Source organism: Leptospira sp. WS58.C1 (assembly GCF_040833995.1).
Taxonomy (GTDB): domain Bacteria; phylum Spirochaetota; class Leptospiria; order Leptospirales; family Leptospiraceae; genus Leptospira_B; species Leptospira_B cinconiae.
Window position 1 is genome coordinate 190,503 of record NZ_CP162138.1, and the last position, 16,730, is coordinate 207,232.

At 40.3% G+C, this 16,730-nt stretch carries 9 protein-coding genes; 5 read left to right on the forward strand and 4 right to left on the reverse strand.

All coding sequences use genetic code 11. The annotated features are described in order from the left end of the window. Positions 1–2: 2 nt before the first annotated feature. From recD to AB3N61_RS17930, 4 genes are all read right to left on the reverse strand, one after another. Positions 3–1,862 carry an exodeoxyribonuclease V subunit alpha gene (gene recD, locus AB3N61_RS17915; RefSeq protein ID WP_367899123.1) on the reverse strand — a complete coding sequence of 620 codons (1,860 nt, stop codon included), beginning with the start codon at positions 1,860–1,862 and terminating at the stop codon, positions 3–5. Further along, positions 1,859–5,518 (reverse strand): UvrD-helicase domain-containing protein, encoded by a 3,660-nt coding sequence (locus AB3N61_RS17920; RefSeq protein ID WP_367899124.1) that lies wholly within the window; start codon positions 5,516–5,518, stop codon positions 1,859–1,861. The genes recD and AB3N61_RS17920 overlap by 4 nt, the downstream gene beginning before the upstream one ends. Continuing rightward, a complete protein-coding gene (locus AB3N61_RS17925; RefSeq protein WP_367899125.1) occupies positions 5,505–8,906 on the reverse strand; it encodes an exodeoxyribonuclease V subunit gamma in 3,402 nt (1,133 codons plus the stop codon). The genes AB3N61_RS17920 and AB3N61_RS17925 overlap by 14 nt, the downstream gene beginning before the upstream one ends. A 339-nt stretch (positions 8,907–9,245) precedes the next feature. Next, entirely contained in the window at positions 9,246–9,572 is a 327-nt protein-coding gene (locus AB3N61_RS17930; protein ID WP_367899126.1) for a hypothetical protein, read from the reverse strand. A gap of 563 nt (positions 9,573–10,135) precedes the next feature. On the opposite strand from AB3N61_RS17930, the gene AB3N61_RS17935 reads away from it, so the two are divergent. From AB3N61_RS17935 to AB3N61_RS17955, 5 genes are all read left to right on the forward strand, one after another. After that, positions 10,136–10,648 (forward strand): LB099 family protein, encoded by a 513-nt coding sequence (locus tag AB3N61_RS17935; RefSeq protein WP_257587962.1) that lies wholly within the window; start codon positions 10,136–10,138, stop codon positions 10,646–10,648. Between the two features lie 183 nt (positions 10,649–10,831). Next, positions 10,832–12,253 (forward strand): polysaccharide deacetylase family protein, encoded by a 1,422-nt coding sequence (locus AB3N61_RS17940; RefSeq protein WP_367899127.1) that lies wholly within the window; start codon positions 10,832–10,834, stop codon positions 12,251–12,253. Between the two features lie 131 nt (positions 12,254–12,384). After that, positions 12,385–14,181: a diguanylate cyclase gene (locus AB3N61_RS17945; protein ID WP_367899128.1), complete on the forward strand. Its 1,797-nt coding sequence runs from the start codon at positions 12,385–12,387 to the stop codon at positions 14,179–14,181. A gap of 101 nt (positions 14,182–14,282) precedes the next feature. Further along, positions 14,283–16,217 carry an AMP-dependent synthetase/ligase gene (locus AB3N61_RS17950; protein ID WP_367899129.1) on the forward strand — a complete coding sequence of 645 codons (1,935 nt, stop codon included), beginning with the start codon at positions 14,283–14,285 and terminating at the stop codon, positions 16,215–16,217. Positions 16,218–16,275: 58 nt separating this feature from the next. Beyond that, the gene (locus tag AB3N61_RS17955) at positions 16,276–16,668 is read left to right on the forward strand and encodes a DoxX family protein (protein ID WP_367899130.1); all 393 of its coding nucleotides are present in this window, start codon (positions 16,276–16,278) and stop codon (positions 16,666–16,668) included. The last annotated feature ends 62 nt before the right edge of the window (positions 16,669–16,730 follow it).

Here is a 16,730-nt window from a genome sequence, read left to right on the forward strand (position 1 = left end):
TCTTACTCTAGTTTAAAACCGGTCAATCTTTCGAAACGGTTTCGGAGAGAATATTCTAAAAGTTTTTCTTCCGAAATCAAAAACGCGGATCGTTTTGCCCGGGTGATCGCAGTATATAAGATCTCTTTTTTGAATAGTTCTAGGGAAACTTCGTCGGTATCTATGTCGGAAGGATCCGGTGGATAAATGATAAAAACGGAATCATATTCGGAACCCTGGGATTTATGTACAGTGATCGCAAATGCAGGTTCGTGAGGAGGAAGGGTGTCTAAAGCAAAGTCCCTGATCTCTCCTTCTATATAGAATAATGCCCTGAGTTCAATTCCACCGTTCGGAGTTTGGACTTCTAAAACCAATCCGGTATCCCCATTATAAACTCCTCTCACTCGATCGTTTTTTGTGATGAGGATCGGAAGTCCCGAAAAATACGTTTTGGTCCCAATCTGGACTAACTTTCCCTTTTTATGATGAAGAATCATTTCCGCTAATTCTTTATTGATGTAATCGCTTCCAAAAATCCCGTTTCTAAGAATAGTTAGTATCTTAAATCGATTTAGATCCTTATTCAAATACTCTTTTAATTCCTGAGGAGAATTCGGATCGGGTAGTTTAGAAAATATAGGCAGTATCTTTTCTTCCGCGGTTCTTTTTAAAAATTCCTTCCATTCTTTTTTATAGCCCGTTCCAAAATTTTGGTTCCCTGCAAGTGTTTGGTCACGGGCTTCAAGAGGCTGCCCCTTCTTGGGCAGGCTCTTCTTATAATCCAATCGGGTTTGATAAAAACCGTGTGCGGAATTAAAAAAGATAGTATCTAGATGCGATGTTTTCGGAAGATTTTCTTGGAATTCGGATAGAGAAATATTTTCCCTTACACAAAGTTCTGCCGCTTTGGAAATAGAAGAAAATTCTTCTTCCTGCCTGTGGCTTATTTTAAGTTCTATTAGATTTTCAGAATTTATTCTTTTTAAGGATTTAACTAAGTCGGATAATACCGCGCCTGCTTCTACGCTTGGCAATTGGTTCGGGTCCCCTAAAAGTATAAATCTAAAATTTTCGGAACCGAAAGATAAGGCTTCCATCAATCTATACATCATATGGAGATCCACCATGGATACCTCGTCCAAGATGATGACTCGATAGGGGAGAGGGAAATTTATTCCGTATTTATAATTTCTTTTTCTAGGATTGTATTCTAAAAGTCTATGTAAAGTGGAAGTGGGGATCTCGGAGATGGAATCATCCAACCTGTTTTTTGTGCGTAAATTCGAGATCGTATTTTCCAAGGATTCTTTTAATCTTTGAGCGGCCCTTCCCGTTGGAGCCGCAAGTCCGATCTGCTTTAGATCATAGCCTAAACGTAAAAGCCCACGGATCACATTAGCCACCACTGTGGTTTTTCCGGTGCCTGGCCCGCCTGTAAGAACAAAAAACGGAAATTTAAGGGCTTTTTCTAAGGCCTCTTTTTGCTCGCCTTCTCCGCAAAGAATGTACTCTTTACCGCCTCTTTTAATGGAAAGAGGATTAGAAACGGTAAGTTCTTCTAAAACTTCCTGGATTTTTTCAGGTTTTGTTGTGGGACCGGTCTTAAGTAGGTTTTTAAAACCTTCCTCCACCGAAGTTAGCTGGCGGTATATTTTAGTAAAATATAATAGATTATCTCGTTTTTTGAATAATAGATCGGAGATAGGAACTTTTTCGGAAAAAGGTACGGTGAGATTGCCGATCTTGGCGGCTTGGACAAGGGAAAGATTCCATGCGAATAAAACCTCGTATGGAATTCCTTTTGCAAATGCGGAAAATTCCTTGGTGAGAAAACTAGCGTATTCTCGGTCTAAAATTGTTTCGAGGGATTCTTCTTTCATTCTTTTTCCGCCGAAATTTTATTTTTCAAATCCAGGGTCTCTTTTATCTTCTCTTTTGAAATTTTTACGAATTCAGGATCAAGATCCTGATAAAAGATCCCTCGTCCCAATCGGTTCGGATCCGTTCCTCGTAAAAATACAAAATACATCCCTCCTAAAAGTTTGGGATCGTATTTTGTTCCATACTTGAATCTCAACCAATCATCCAGAACGACCGAATAGATCGCCAACTGCAAAGAGTAAGATTCCTGTATTTTTTCCCTTAGATAGTTTTCCGAATAAGGATCTTCTCCGAAATTCGAAGAGAGTCGATTGGACTTCCAATCTAAGATCCAATATTTTCCTTCCGAACGAAATATTAGATCCAAGGTTCCCTTTAATAAGTCGCCATTCCCGGTTTGTCCCGGGATTTTTAAAAAGAAATCCACCTCATGTTTTCTTTCTAAAGGAGAAATTTCACAAAGTGAGATATTTTTTTTCGAATGTGATAATGGGGTTTTGAGAGTATTCCAAAATAATTCCGAGATCTTTTTTGCAAATAAATCCAATTGTTCGGGGTTATCACCGTAACCGTAAGACTTTAGAATATTTTTATATGATCTTAAGATATTTTCCGGGATTTGTTTTGGAGATATTACATTTTGATAAATACTGAAATCTTCCGTTTCCAAAAGTTGATGGAGCAAATTCCCCATTTTATTGGAAGAGGGGAGTTCTTCTTCTCTTGATTCATCCGGCGTTTCATCCGTTTTAAACGGTTTTGTTTCGGAAACCTGGAATCCTAACCCCTCTGAAGTAAAAAACGAGTCCAAAGATGAATAACTTTCTAGGATAACTTTTCTTTTTTCAGCTTTGTCCGGCCAAATTTCGACGGAGCGTAAGATCTCTGGACCTTCTTCTTTTATTCGATCGGGTGTTAAACCGGAAATCGTTTTATGGTTTCGGATCCATTCCTGTTCGTATTTACCCTCTTCATTCTCCCAAAATCTCGCAACGGAAGAATCTTCCGGAAATTCGGATACTGCAGCTTGAAAGGATTTTCGGAATAATTCCAAAGGACGTTTCGTATCGGGTTCTGCGAGTAATGGAAAATAAAATTTGTACATTGCCCGAGTAAGAGCCACATAATACAATCTTTTGTCCTCATTGACCGTAGTATAAACGGCTTCTTCCTCCTTATTGTTTTCCAGATCTATAATACGTTTTTCGCCTTCCCTATATTCCGAAAATTTTTTCCTTTGAGCACCCCAACCGGAAAATCCTCCGAATAAAAATACGATCGGAAATTCTAACCCTTTACAGGAATGGATTGTGGAAATTTTGACCCTGTCTTCTTCCGAATCTTTTTCTAAATAATCTTTTTCGTCCTCTTTGGATACCATTTTGGATTCCAAATAAGTGATAAGCTCTCCTAAGGTCTGATCCGACTTGGATGCTTTTTCGGTTAAGAAGAAGAATATCTGTTTGAAGTTCGTGATTTTTCTTTCCCAATCCTGTCTAGCTTCCTGCGGAAGGGGAGAAGCTAATTTACTTTCCGTTAAGATAGAACCGAATAAACCAGGGAAATCTTTTTTACGTGAGAATTTTCTCCACGTTTCCAGAAGCCTCTTTTCTCCGGACTCTATCGGATATTCCTCGTAATTTTGTAGATTTTCAGGAGATACGCAGAATAGATCCGATATTAACAATTTGTAAAATGAATCCCTACTTCCTTCTTCATTTAAACATTGGAGGATCTCCCTCACTCGTATCGCTTCCGGAGATCCGAATAATCCGGTTTGTTTGGAATAGGTATACGGGATCCCTCTAACCTTAAATTGTCTTTTTAAAAATTCTAAATCGTTCTCTCCCCGTACCAAAATCGAAATGTCCGACCAACTCAGTTTTTCGGGAGAAGAATATCCCTCTTTTTTAATATAGATCTCCGACTTTTCGGACACCAGATGAATAATTTCCTCCGCTATAAATTTGGAGTATTGGTCTTTTAATCGATCCGCGTTGCTCTCTTTAGAAAGTGAGAACACGTTTAAAGCTGCACGATTACTTGTATCGGAATATAAAATGGCCTTTCCCGGATTTTCCGGCGACTTTACATGCACATATTCTATGGGTAAAAATCCCGTTTCTTCGATGGGAAACCATTCTCCCTTTACACTTCCGAAAAGTGAATTATAAGAAGAGATCAGCTCGGGTAAGGATCTACGATTTGTGTCCAATTCCGGATAGACGATAGAAGAAGCCGCAAATTTTCCACCGGAATCAAATTCTCTTTTTGCCGCCAAATAAGTGCCTAAGTCCGCCCCTCTGAAACCGTAAATGGATTGTTTTGCATCTCCGATAAGGAAAAGTTTTCCTTCCGTTTCGGCATTGGAAGATCTTTCCAGGAATAATATTCTAAAAATATTATATTGATCCGGATCCGTATCTTGGAATTCGTCTATGATCCCAAAACGAAACCTTTTTTTCAGCTCTGCTACTAATTCAGGATTTTTCTCCAATGAATCGGATAACCCCAGGATCATATCACCGTATGTGATCGAATTATCCTCTTCTTTGATCTTTACGGAATCTTCCGCTAAATCTTCCGCGAGAGAAACAAGGAAAGAAGAAAGAGAAGATTCTAACGAACTTAAGCTTGAGGAAAGTTTTCTGATTTTTTCTCTTTCTATCGTATAAGAAAGATATCCGGGTTCAGAAGTTGCAGTTTTTAATTCCTCGTCGGAAAGAAGAACGGATTCTATTCCGGAACTTTCTCCTCTTTTCAGATCCAAGATCTTTTTGAGAGCAAGTGTGAACGGAAATGGTGAAAATGGTTCGGAGGAATCGACGAGCTTGTTTAGAGAATCTTGAAATTCGGTTTGGCGGCTTGCAAGCGCCTTGTATTTATTTGTATTGATCTTTTTTTTAAGGGAATCCTGAAATTCTAAAAATTTAGGAAGAATAGATTGGATTTCCAAAAATACATTCTTAATAGAAGCGATCTGCGGAAATTCCTGGGGGCGGGGAAGAAGTTGGATCGATTCGGGAGAAGAAACTTTTTTTACCGCGAGACCGGATACAAAATTTTCCCAAGTAGTTCCCTGAAATCCGTCATTATAAAAACGATTCGCTTGTGAAAGTATGAAGGGGAGAAGTTCCTTAGGATATTTTCCACCGAACTCCGCACGCATCCTTCTATACAATGCCTTGGATACGACGGAAAATTCTTCGATTAGTTCGGAATTTTCGGAGCTGCCGGATTCCAGAGAATATTCCTTTGAGATTTTATGAGCAAACCCATGAATGGTGGAAATATAAGCTTGATCCAAACGAGACGCCTGGTTCAAAAAATAATCCAGCTCTTTGGATTCTTCGTCGCTTGGAGATTCTATTTTTTCTAATCTTTGGATCGTATTTTTTAATTCGGCGCGTATTCTACCTTTGAGTTCCGACGCTGCCTTATCCGTATAAGTAAGTACTAATATAGATTCGATTCCGAACGGAGGTTTTTCGGAACTTAAAGAAGTTTTAAAGGAATCTTTTAGTATTTTCAGTACAAGAAATACGATTGTATGCGTTTTTCCCGTTCCGGCAGATGCGCCGATAAAACCGTTCTTTGTAATATCGATTTGGTCCGCGAAAGAACTTGCTATCGGTTCTAGTTTACTTTTCTGCATAAAATACCTTCTCTAATGGCAGATACAGTTTTAAGCAGAGGTAAAAATCCTTTTCGCTAATATAATTTTGAGGGTAGGGCAGAAGTCGGATGATCTCATCCAAATAAATTTTTGGATCATACTGAACGGATTCTTGGGCCCAAATTTTATATTCTGTAGAGAGTTGATCCAATTTTTTTTTGTCGCTCGGATCGATTTCCTTTCTATCCGGAAAATCTTCCCAGATCCCGGGAGAGACTAAGGAGACGGATCGTTCGAAAAATTCTTGGACAAGATCTAAAAGAAATTTTTTACGATACGGTTCTCCTCCTTCTCTGTTCATATTCAGGATCGTTGGTTTGTCTCCATATCCGAAAATTGTAATTACCGACCTAGGAGTGTTTTGAGACGGGGTCTGATCGAACAATGATTGGATCAAAAACGGTTCGATCAGGTTCTTAAATTTTTTCTTAGAGTTCGGGTACACAAGAACAAGAGTAGAGCTACCGTCGGCTTCCTTTTTTAAGAAAACATCTTCTTTTAAACCGGTGATCGCGGTTTTCGATTCATTCGAAATTTGCAATGGAACGAGAGGTAAAGAGAGTAACTTTCCTTTTTTAGGAGATTCTCCGAAGGTAAATCCGGATAAAATTTCCGCACCGGAAAGTATTTCAGAAACGGCTTCTGAAATTTTCGTGACCTTTTCCGATTTTGTTAAAAATTCCGCATCCCCATAAATTCCTCTCGGTATATGACCTCTTTTTTTCCATATAGAAAAAAGTCCGCCTAAAGAATTTTGGATCTCTTTTTCGGTCTTCTTCATGGAATAAGACCATAACTCTTTCATAAATTTAAAGTTATCCGAAATTCGGAACGGTTCTTCTGTCGCAGTCTCGGATTCTGAAATTTCCTCAGCATACAATCCGAACCTTCTCTGCAAATGAAAGGAAAGCGGCGATTTTGCAAACCGGACAAGATCATTCCAATCGATCGTCTCCGGATTTAGTATTTCTTTTTTTGCGGAAGGACCGGACTGAAAATCCCAGAGTACCGTTTTTCGATAATATTGTTTATCTTCTTCTTTTCCATAGAGCAGGGAAGAAGATAGATCGAAACTTTTACGGAACTTCTCCGCAAATTTTGCCGATGGATTTTCTTTTTGGATAAAATATTCTCTGCTATGTTTGTTTAAAGGAATCTTGATCCTAACGGAAGTTTCGGGAGCTAATATATTTTCCTTTAAAGCTTGCTCTAACAAAAGTAATGAAGAAGAAGGAGCAATACTTTCGTCTTTTGTGATATCTTCCGCCACAAAGGACAACACCAGACTTTGTTTTGCCGAAAGCACGGTTTCATATAATAAAGACTGATTGAGACCTCTAACATTTATATCTCCTTCTCGAGGAGCTAAATGTCTGAGATTAAATGCGGAAGTATCGTCCGTTCCGGGAAACAAACCTTCTCCCAATCCCAAAATGTATACATGTCGGAAGGGGATGGGACGCATCGGTTGAAGTGAAGAAACCGTTATTCCCCCGGTTAAGTATTGTCCTTTACGGACCTGGATCTCTCCTCCGGTTTGTTTAAAAAATGCCTCTAAAAATTTCAGTCTATCCCTGCGATTTTTTGGATCCCAACGCACGGATCTCAAATCATATAATGAATCTGTAATTTTCTTTTCTAACTCCATTTCTATCGGATCGGAAGAAGGTGAAGAAAATAGTTCTCTCAACAAATCGGATAGAGAATCCAAAATTTTTTCTCCGGAAACTTTCGGATCCGAAACCAATGAGGAAAATCCTTCCAATAAGAAGGATACACGTTTCCAAATCCCGATCCATATTGGTACGGAAGAGCCTGATCCCGGATCGAAAGGGGAGACGGGAAAATTTTCCTCTTCTTCGGCGGATAATATATTCCCGGCTGCTAATCGTAAAAAACCTTTTCTAAAAGAGAATGCAAGCGGCTCTTCATCTGCCAAAGAATCGTCTTGGTATAATTCCAAATCTTCGGAAAGTTTTGCCCATTCTTCCACTAAAGGAGCTTCCACTTCCCATTTCGATTGAAAACAAGGGTTCCTTAGTAGTTTGAACATGTCCGCCCTGGATCGTTCTTTGGAAAGAAGCGTAAATAAGGAGAGTATCCCGCTGATATAGGCGCTTGTTTCCGAGGCTAGAACATCTCTTATACTATACGGTAGAGTCTTTATCTGACTGCCGGACTTCTCCACAAGTTTTGCTTGTATTCCGCCTTCGAATACGAACTCAATAGCAGCCCTATATTCGGAAAGGTCGGAGCAGAATATCCCAAAATCGGTTAATTTTGTTTCTTTGGATTCGGATAAGACGGAGAGAATATGATGGAAAACAGCCTCTACTTCTCGAACCTTTCCGGGGGCTTCTAAAATTTGTAAACTCTCGTCAGGTAGAAGTCTGGAAGTCGCCTTATATTCCGACCGTCCAAGATATTCTTTGAATTCGGATAGGACCGTCTTTGTTTGTTTTTCTTTTTTAGTAGAATGTAAAAATTCCGCACCTGAGATTTCCCAGGATTTTTTTAAGGAACGGAATGAGTTTGCCCAGTTTCTACAGATTTGATTTCTTTGCGTTCCCGTAACAGGTTCTCCATCAGGCATTCCAAATTGAAAAACTTCCAAATGAATTTCGGGGAGTAGGTTTTGAAAAATAGAAATGTATGTACTCGAAAGTTGGGACAATGCGAATAGATATACATTCTTCGCGGAATGTTTTTTGGTCTTGGGCTCCGAGGCCAGATTACGCATGGAGTATTGGATTAAAGTTTCTTTGGTTGGATCAGAGTTCGTTAGATAAGAATAAAGTTCTTTCTGAAAGAAAAAAATTTCAGACTGGGTTGCGACCTCTTCCCAGATATCTTCTCCCGGCAATCTTAATAGTGAATATTTTTCTCCCAACCAGTTGCGGATCCAGTCCTGTCTATTTAGTTCGTAATCCTTAAAATATTTCGCTAAACGTCCTGACAGATCCAAAAGACGGACCGGGTCGGGAGTTTTTCTCCCGGAAGGCAAAAGGTAATTTTTGACGACGGGATACTTTTGTAAAAATACCGGATCTCCTAATAAAGTCTCATAGATCTGGAATTTTCTGGATTCTCCTTGAAGGAAGGGCCTGGATTTCGGATCGATCTCGGGAGAAAATTTTTCAAGAAGCAATTCCTCCAAAAACTTTTCCAAGAACAAAAATCTGATATTGAATACTACGTCGAATCTTTGGACTAGATCCAGATTCAACCAGGTCTCCATACTCTTATTCGGAATGATCACTGTAGGAGAATATAATCCATCCTGCCTCGAGATCTCATCTCTCAAGGAGTTAGATAATCTTTCGGACAAATCCGAAAGATCGTCGGAACTATGGACGCGTATGCTCATCTTAGATCGGTTCTACCAGAAATCCTGCATTTACGGACCGGTAAAACAAAGTTTTGGTCCGAGAGGGGAGCTCTTACAGGCGTATAAATCGCCAATCCAAAGGATTTTATCTAATGCGACATAATGTTGATTATCGGAAGTTAGGGAAGTGGGCCTCTTATAGGAAAACGGTTCCCGAGAAAGCACACAGGTTGCCCTGAAAAATGTTCCGGATTTTGTAGTAACTTCGACGTCTTGGCGAACTTCGCCTAACTTGGGTCTCACGAAACGTTGCCAACTATACCTAAGGGGATCTTTTGTATACAGTCCCGTAAGAAGCGAGTTTGGATTGGCGACTTCCTACTTGGAAGCGGAGAATAATGTGGACTTACATTTTTCTCCTAAAACATTTTTATTCTCTTGGAGACAGCGGATAACCGCTGTTCCTCGATCGGAGCAATATTTTTCCTTCTCTTCTTTACAAGCCTCCATTCTCATTCTTGCCTTATTCCTGACTTCCTGTAACAATTCTCTACATTCTTCCGAAAGGTTTTCCTCATTCTTTTTCAAACAAGAAAGAATATCTCCTTTGGGAATTTCCTTACAATATTTTTCTTTGTCTTCGCGACATTGGTTCGTATGTGAGTGAGGCGCTCCTTCTTCATGAGCAATAACGGAGATGTTCATTGAGAAAAAAAGGCATAAATAAGCCGTAACTACTCTAATTCCGCCTTTATTTGAAATTCTGAATAACATGGCGACTAACCTCTATTAAGACCTCAGTCATTTTTGCCGGTTTCTTTTTTTAGGAAAGATAGAATTACTTCTAAAACGAAAAACCGAAGTCTAATACATGTTAGAAACAAGAAAGGAAGAAACACGTTATTATTCGTCGGAACTGAGACAGAAAAACGTAGTTGTTCCATACTTCGATTAATAATAATGGATCGTGCACAAACTTTCTAACATTTGATATTTCTGTATGAGGCTGAGGTCCGACTAACTGCTTCCTGTCGTCCTTCGAGGGACAAACTTTGGAAGAGCATTTGAGTCACAGATTTGTTTAGTATACTTTAAAGGAGGTTTTGCGATTCTCTTCGGCATTGCCCGGAACAGGCGAAGGAGCTTTTTGTTTTTTCCTACCGCAATTTGAAAAAGAGTTTCGGTATTGATCCAGGTAAGGAACACTATCCACCGACTTACAAATAAAATAACACCTGACGGTGCACTAGAAATCGCAAGGCAAGGACATGGATTACGAAAAGGAAAAAAAGAAACTTCTCTCTGCGAAAACGCCAGAGCAGTACATTGAATTTTCCATTAAATCAAAACTAGAAGGACCAAAGAAGTCCAGTATTACCACAGAATGGTTAAATAAATCAGGTTATTCAATAGATGACATAAAATATGCAAGGAATAGGCATCCTTTTTGGAGAGAAAAAAGAAACAAAGGTTCTTACGAAAGAAACAGCCGTCGTCTAGAATACCATAACTACTATAAGACGGACGATAAGATCGTTTGGGACGAGGCTAAACTTTCTAAATTTTACGACCTGAACCAAGAAGGAAATGCGGATCATGAGCTGGCTAGGATTTTTAAAACATCCATCCCGGCTGTGAACCATATTCGGAGAAAGTTCCGTTTTTCTTCCATTCTGTTAGAACTGGAAAAGAAAAAACCTAGTAAAGCTGCGGTGATCAAACTCAGCGGTCATTCAGAGTCCGTACTGAAACGTTTGATCAAAGAAAAAGGGAAAAAATAATATTCTAGCCCGCCGATCTTTCCGAAAGGCGGGCTTTGTCAATAAATTTCAGGAGAGAATCTCCTAAAATTCCCTTCTCAAGACGAATCTCTTCCTTATTTTATAGGCTTTTACCTTACTTCCGGTTTTGGTAAAATGTTGCGCGTCATCCGCCGGAGAGAATCTTGGAACTGATCCATTCCAATGTACAAAAAAATCATCCGTTTTTCCATTCTACTCTTTCTAGCGATCTTCACTTCTTCGATACTTTCTGCAGGGCCCGTCCGTGAATTTTTAAGTTCCGACAGTAAATCCAAAACGAACCAACAGGAAGAAGACCCAAAACCTTCTTCTCCTAAAAGAGAAATTCCTAGATCGGAAGAAACGTCATCGCCTTCCCCTAAAGTGGAAACGAAGATTAAAAAAGAAAAAGAAGAGTCCGTAGCTTCCGTGGATGCCTCTTCCCAAAAACCTAAGCGAGTCCAACGCAGGAAAAAAGGGAAAAATAAGGTCTCTAAAAAGGAAAAACAGGAGATTAAAGAGAAGGAAACCGCTTCTAAAAAGTACGAAAATTCCCTTCCTGGAGTTTCGGAACTTCCTCCTAAAACGCAATACGATACGAATACCCAAAATATTAATGCGGAACTGGGCCATGGAAAAGGGATCCCTGTTCTTTGTTATCATCACTTGGTTGGAAACCAAGATCCAATGGGCGGATACAATCTAGATCCTAGCCTTTTAGAGGAGCAGTTTAAGTTTCTCAAGGCTTTAGGTTACCAAACGATCAGCTTGGACCAATTCTACCAATACCAGCAAGGAAAAGCAGGTTCCGATTTTCCTGCTCGTCCTGTTCTTTTAACATTTGATGACGGATCCTTAACCCATAGAGATGTTCTAGTCCCGCTATTAAAAAAATACGGAATGAGAGCCTCCGTTTTTATTTATCCGACCGTGATCTCTAATCCTAGATATAAATTTTATCTTAGCTGGGCCCAATTAAAAGAGGCTCTGGACAGTGGAGTTCTCGATTTAGGTTCTCATACAGTCTACCATCCTAAATTGCCTGCAATGTCTAGAGCGGAAATCAGAAGCCAACTCAAAGATTCCAAAACAACTCTGGAAGCGAAAACAGGTAGAAAAATTCAAGATCTTGCCTATCCATTCGGATTATTCGACGTAAGAGTGATAGAAGAAGCTAAGGCTGCAGGTTACAGAATGGCATTCACGGTTAATCCCGGGAAGAATGTTCCTGGCACGTACGCTTATACCATTCACAGATCCTTGGTAACTTGGGGAATGTCTCAATCCAGATTCAATTCGATCTTAAGCGCATCTCCACCCGTTAAGATCCAACTCGGAGTTCCTGACGGTTCTTGGGTCAAACCGGGAGATAGTTTTCCTGTAATAGTGGAAGGTTTAGACCCTAAGTCGGTGGCGATCAAAATCAGCGGGAAAGAAGGTATCATTCAAAGAAAAACGAATACGGAATATATCATTAGAATTCCTGAATTCAAAAAGACCACTTATCCTGCGATGACGGTCATTGGTAAAACCCTATCCGGTAAGAGAAGTGAAACTCAATTTTTATTCGTAAATAGAAAAGAGTTTAAAAAAGACCCCGACTAAAGGTTACTTTCGGATAAATTTTTAGGTTTCCGGAAGCTCTAAAGTTATATTTTATCTGGAAGAACCGTCAAAATCGTATCGTTTCTATGAAAGTTTTTTGACATCTCTAGGTAGGTAAGAATATTTTCGGTATGCCAAAAGATTCCGAGACATTCGAAAGAATCGCAACATCCAGGATCCGGAATCGCCTTCCTCTTGTTTTATGGGTGGTATTACTTGTTCTTACCCTCCCCTATTCTCTACTTGCAGATCCTGCCGGAGAAAAGGGTCCTGTTCTTCGTTTAGATTCTCATTCTTCCGGTAAAATCCCTCTCAGAGAAGAGATCTCTTATGTCAAAGACTTGGAAGGAACTCTTACCTGGGAGGATATTTCCGCTCCCGATTCCGAAGTGGAATTCAAAAAAAATACGGATAGGATGCCGAACTTCGGCTATGATTCCTCTCCTTATTGGCTCAAGTTTTCCGTAGAAACCGAAGAGGCTCTTTCGGAGGAACGTTTTCTAACCTTAGAATATCCTCATATAGATTATGTGGATGTATATTGGAAAGATTCTAAAGGGAGAGAAGGTGAATTCCGCACCGGGGATATGCTTCCCTTCAAGGAAAGACCAATCGCAGAGAGATATTTTGTATTTCCCTTAACCTTGGAAGATAAGGGGAAGATAGAAGTATACATCCGAGTTAAGACGGAAGGATCCCTCACTCTTCCGCTTCACCTAGTTACAAAGTCCAATCTGGATCATTCTTCCAGGTCTTCTTTACTTATAAACGGTATTTATTTTGGCGCCTTGGGAGTGATGATATTCTATAACTTCTTTTTGTTCCTAGGTATCCGGGAAAAGACTTATATATATTACGTAATTCTAATTTTTGCGGTAACCTACTTTTTGGTTATGAGCTCCGGATACGGCTTTTGGTTCTTGGTCCCAAATTCCCCTAAATTCGTAAATTCTTCCTTTATCATGGCCACATGTATCGCGATGATCTTTTTGGGCCTATTTGCGGAAGAGTATCTGCAGACCAGGGATACTTATCCGATCCTACATATATTCATCCGGGGACTCACGATTATATGGTCCATTATCGCTATTCTACCCGTATTTGTACCTTTAAGATACCTGATGCCTTTTACGGCGATCCTTCCTATTTTGGAAATCCTAGTGCTAATGATCGTTTCTCTGGTCCGGAGCGTTCGAAAGGATAGAAAAGCGAGGATCTTCCTAAGCGCATGGGTCTTCAGTTTGTTGGGAGTATTCGTATTCTCACTGAATCGACTGGGGCTTTTTGATTCGGAGGAGATCGCTTCCGGAATGTTGAAGATCGGCGTTTTGAGTAACGTTATTCTTCTTTCCTTGGGACTCGTGGACCGGATCAATACTTTTCAAAAGGAAAAAGAAGAGTACAAAGAAAGAGCGGATAAACTATTTGAACTTTCTCTAATGGATCCTTTAACGGGTGTGGCCAATCGGAGATTTTTTGATCAGGAATTGGAAAGAGAATGGAACCGTTCCGTCCGAACGGAAAGACCACTTTCCCTTTTAATGATAGATGTGGACTTCTTCAAAGCGTATAACGATACCTACGGTCATTTAAAAGGAGACCAGGTGCTCTGCCAAGTGGCCCAAGCTTTAAAAGAATGTCTGAATCGTTCTTCCGATATGATCGCAAGATATGGAGGAGAAGAATTTTCTGTCATTCTTCCGGATACTCCCGTAGAAGGGGCGATCGTAGTCGCCCTGAACATGTTACAGACGGTGGAGGATATGGGGATACCTCATTCGGAAAGTACTTTTACTAGGGTCACTGTTTCCATAGGTGTTTCCAGTAATACGGATCGTGATATCCATTCTTACCAAGAATTATTAGGATTAGCCGATAAAAACCTATACGATTCCAAGGCATTCGGTCGAAATCATATACGTCATTGACCCTTTCCGAAACAATCGTTCGAGAAAGGTATACCGGAAAATCATGAAAATTTAATTTTTCCTGGACCCTCGGCCCAGTCGGGATTAAAATCGGTCCCCGCATGGAACCTCTCAAACTCCCCTTTCTCAACTCTCAGACATTATATTGGACTTTAAGGTCTTCTACGGAGGCTTTTAAAGAACATCCTGCTCAATTCTTTAAACCGGACGGTAAAACCTATAAATCGGTAAGTTTTAAAGAGCTAGGTGATATAGTAACTAGGATCGGTTTGGGTCTGGTTTCTATCGGGGTGAAAAAAGGAGAGAATGTGGGTTTGATCGCCGATTCCGGGCATCGCTGGATTTGGGCGAGTATGGGAATCACGAATATCGGAAGTGTGGATGTACCTAGAGGAACCGATTCCACACTTGAGGATCTAATCTATATACTTAACCATTCCAAAGCAGAAATTTGTTTTGCCGGGAATATGGGAGTAGTCCGCAAACTTGGCTCTTCTTTTACGTCATTCCCTTATCTGAAGACGGTCATACTATTCGAATCTTCTCATCATTCCGAGCAAAGATTTCCATTCAAACTTTTACATTTGGATGATCTAGTCTCTTTGGGGGACAGATGGATCCAAGAAAAAGGAGAATTAGAATTTCATTATAGAGGAGAATCCATCCAAGAATCGGATCTGGCAACGATCGTTTATACTTCCGGGACCACCGGTCGCCCGAAGGGAGTTATGCTGTCCCATCGGAACATTGTGTTTAACGTAAACATGTCTTTGGCCTTGGATGACGTTCGTATCACTCCCGAAGATAGGACTATGGCTTATCTTCCTCCCTGGCATATCGCGGAAAGATTGATCGAAACGGCTTGCATACGAGCAGGAGCATCGGAGGCATTTACTTCGATTTCGAGTTTGGGTCAGGATCTTCAGGATATAAAACCTACCTTCCTACTTTCCGTGCCTAGAGTATGGGAAAGTTTTTACAATAAGGTCCAAGACAAACTCAAGGACGCTTCTCCTGTCGCAAAATTTATCTTCAAAACTTTCCAATCCATAGCGAATTCTTATTATAAGTATAAAAGTAGGTTTCTGGGTTTGGAGTTTTCTTTAAAACCAAGGTCTTTTTTCGGAGAACTTTTTCACAGAATGAGCGGACTATTCGGTACATTTTTATGGTTCGTTCCGAATATACTGGCTCAATTGTTATTTTCTAAAATACGAAAAAGCCTCGGTGGAAAATTGAAATTTGCGATCTCCGGAGCGGGAGCGCTCCCGGAATATATAGACAGATTTTTTAATTCGATCGGAATTCCGATCTTAGAAGGATACGGAATGACGGAAACCAGCGGAGCTTCCACCAGAAGACGACTGGGTAGGATCACCGTAGGCACCTTGGGAAAATGTATCCCCGGAGTGGAAATAAAGATTCTAGATGAGAAGGGAGAAGAAATACACGAACCGGGGGTGAAAGGGATTGCCTGGCATAAGGGCGGCCATATCATGCAGGGATATTATTTGGATCCTGAAAAAACTGCAGAGACCATGAAGGACGGATGGTTGAATTCAGGGGACCTTCTTCTTTGGACATCTCAAGGAGAATTAAAATACGCAGGAAGGGCCAAGGATACAATCGTTCTTTTAGGCGGAGAAAATTTAGAACCTGAGCCGATCGAGTTCGCTCTTACTCAGAGCGAGTTGATCCTGCAGGCAATGGTGGTGGGACATGACCAAAAAACGTTAAGCGCTCTTTTGGTTCCGGACTGGGAAGTATTGGATAAACAATTACGAGACTGGAAGTCCAGATTATTACAGGAGATTTCCGACCCGAATTCCGATCCGGACGTGAGAGAATTATTCAAAAAAGAGATTAAAGAGAGAGTTTCCTCTAAAAACGGCTTTAAAAATTTCGAAAAAGTATCCAATTTTTACCTTCTTCCTAAAAAATTCGAACCTGGAGACGAATTGACCGTGACTATGAAGGTGAAGAGGAACGTCGTCTCGGATAAATATAAGAACCAAATAGACGAATTATTCAGATAAATCCGAGTTCGGCGTAACGAATCCGAGATAAGATCGAATCCAAGATAAAGGAGATTTTATGCCGGCTTTGACTCAAACAGTTAAGGATCGATTGTCCACGATACTTTCCGTTTTTTCGGCTCTTGTATTTTTGCAGACCTTATTTTTTAAATTCACAGGACAGGATGAATCCGTGCATATCTTTTCCACCTTGGGAATAGAACCTTGGGGAAGGATCGGAACAGGCTCCGTAGAATTTATTGTAGCAGCACTTTTGCTCTTTCCCGCTTCCAGATTTGTGGGAGCCCTAGTAGGTTTCGGACTCATGATCGGTGCGGTATTATCGCATATTTTATTTTTAGGAATAGTAGTGGACGATGATGGAGGATTGTTATTTGCAATGGCGGTCAGCGTACTTCTTTCCTGCACCATCATTCTCAATCTGGAATGGGATCATAGACCTCCCACCTAGAAAATGTAACCGTTTTTTCATCTCGGAAAATTTTTCGGGACTCGATCTAAGTCCCGAATCCG

Bases quoted from the DNA above. Each gene is read 5' to 3' on its own strand.
- recD (WP_367899123.1), bottom strand. From the start codon at position 1,862: ATGAAAGAAGAATCCCTCGAAACAATTTTAGACCGAGAATACGCTAGT.
- AB3N61_RS17920 (WP_367899124.1), bottom strand. From the start codon at position 5,518: ATGCAGAAAAGTAAACTAGAACCGATAGCAAGTTCTTTCGCGGACCAA.
- AB3N61_RS17925 (WP_367899125.1), bottom strand. From the start codon at position 8,906: ATGAGCATACGCGTCCATAGTTCCGACGATCTTTCGGATTTGTCCGAA.
- AB3N61_RS17930 (WP_367899126.1), bottom strand. From the start codon at position 9,572: ATGAACATCTCCGTTATTGCTCATGAAGAAGGAGCGCCTCACTCACAT.
- AB3N61_RS17935 (WP_257587962.1), top strand. From the start codon at position 10,136: ATGGATTACGAAAAGGAAAAAAAGAAACTTCTCTCTGCGAAAACGCCA.
- AB3N61_RS17940 (WP_367899127.1), top strand. From the start codon at position 10,832: ATGTACAAAAAAATCATCCGTTTTTCCATTCTACTCTTTCTAGCGATC.
- AB3N61_RS17945 (WP_367899128.1), top strand. From the start codon at position 12,385: ATGCCAAAAGATTCCGAGACATTCGAAAGAATCGCAACATCCAGGATC.
- AB3N61_RS17950 (WP_367899129.1), top strand. From the start codon at position 14,283: ATGGAACCTCTCAAACTCCCCTTTCTCAACTCTCAGACATTATATTGG.
- AB3N61_RS17955 (WP_367899130.1), top strand. From the start codon at position 16,276: ATGCCGGCTTTGACTCAAACAGTTAAGGATCGATTGTCCACGATACTT.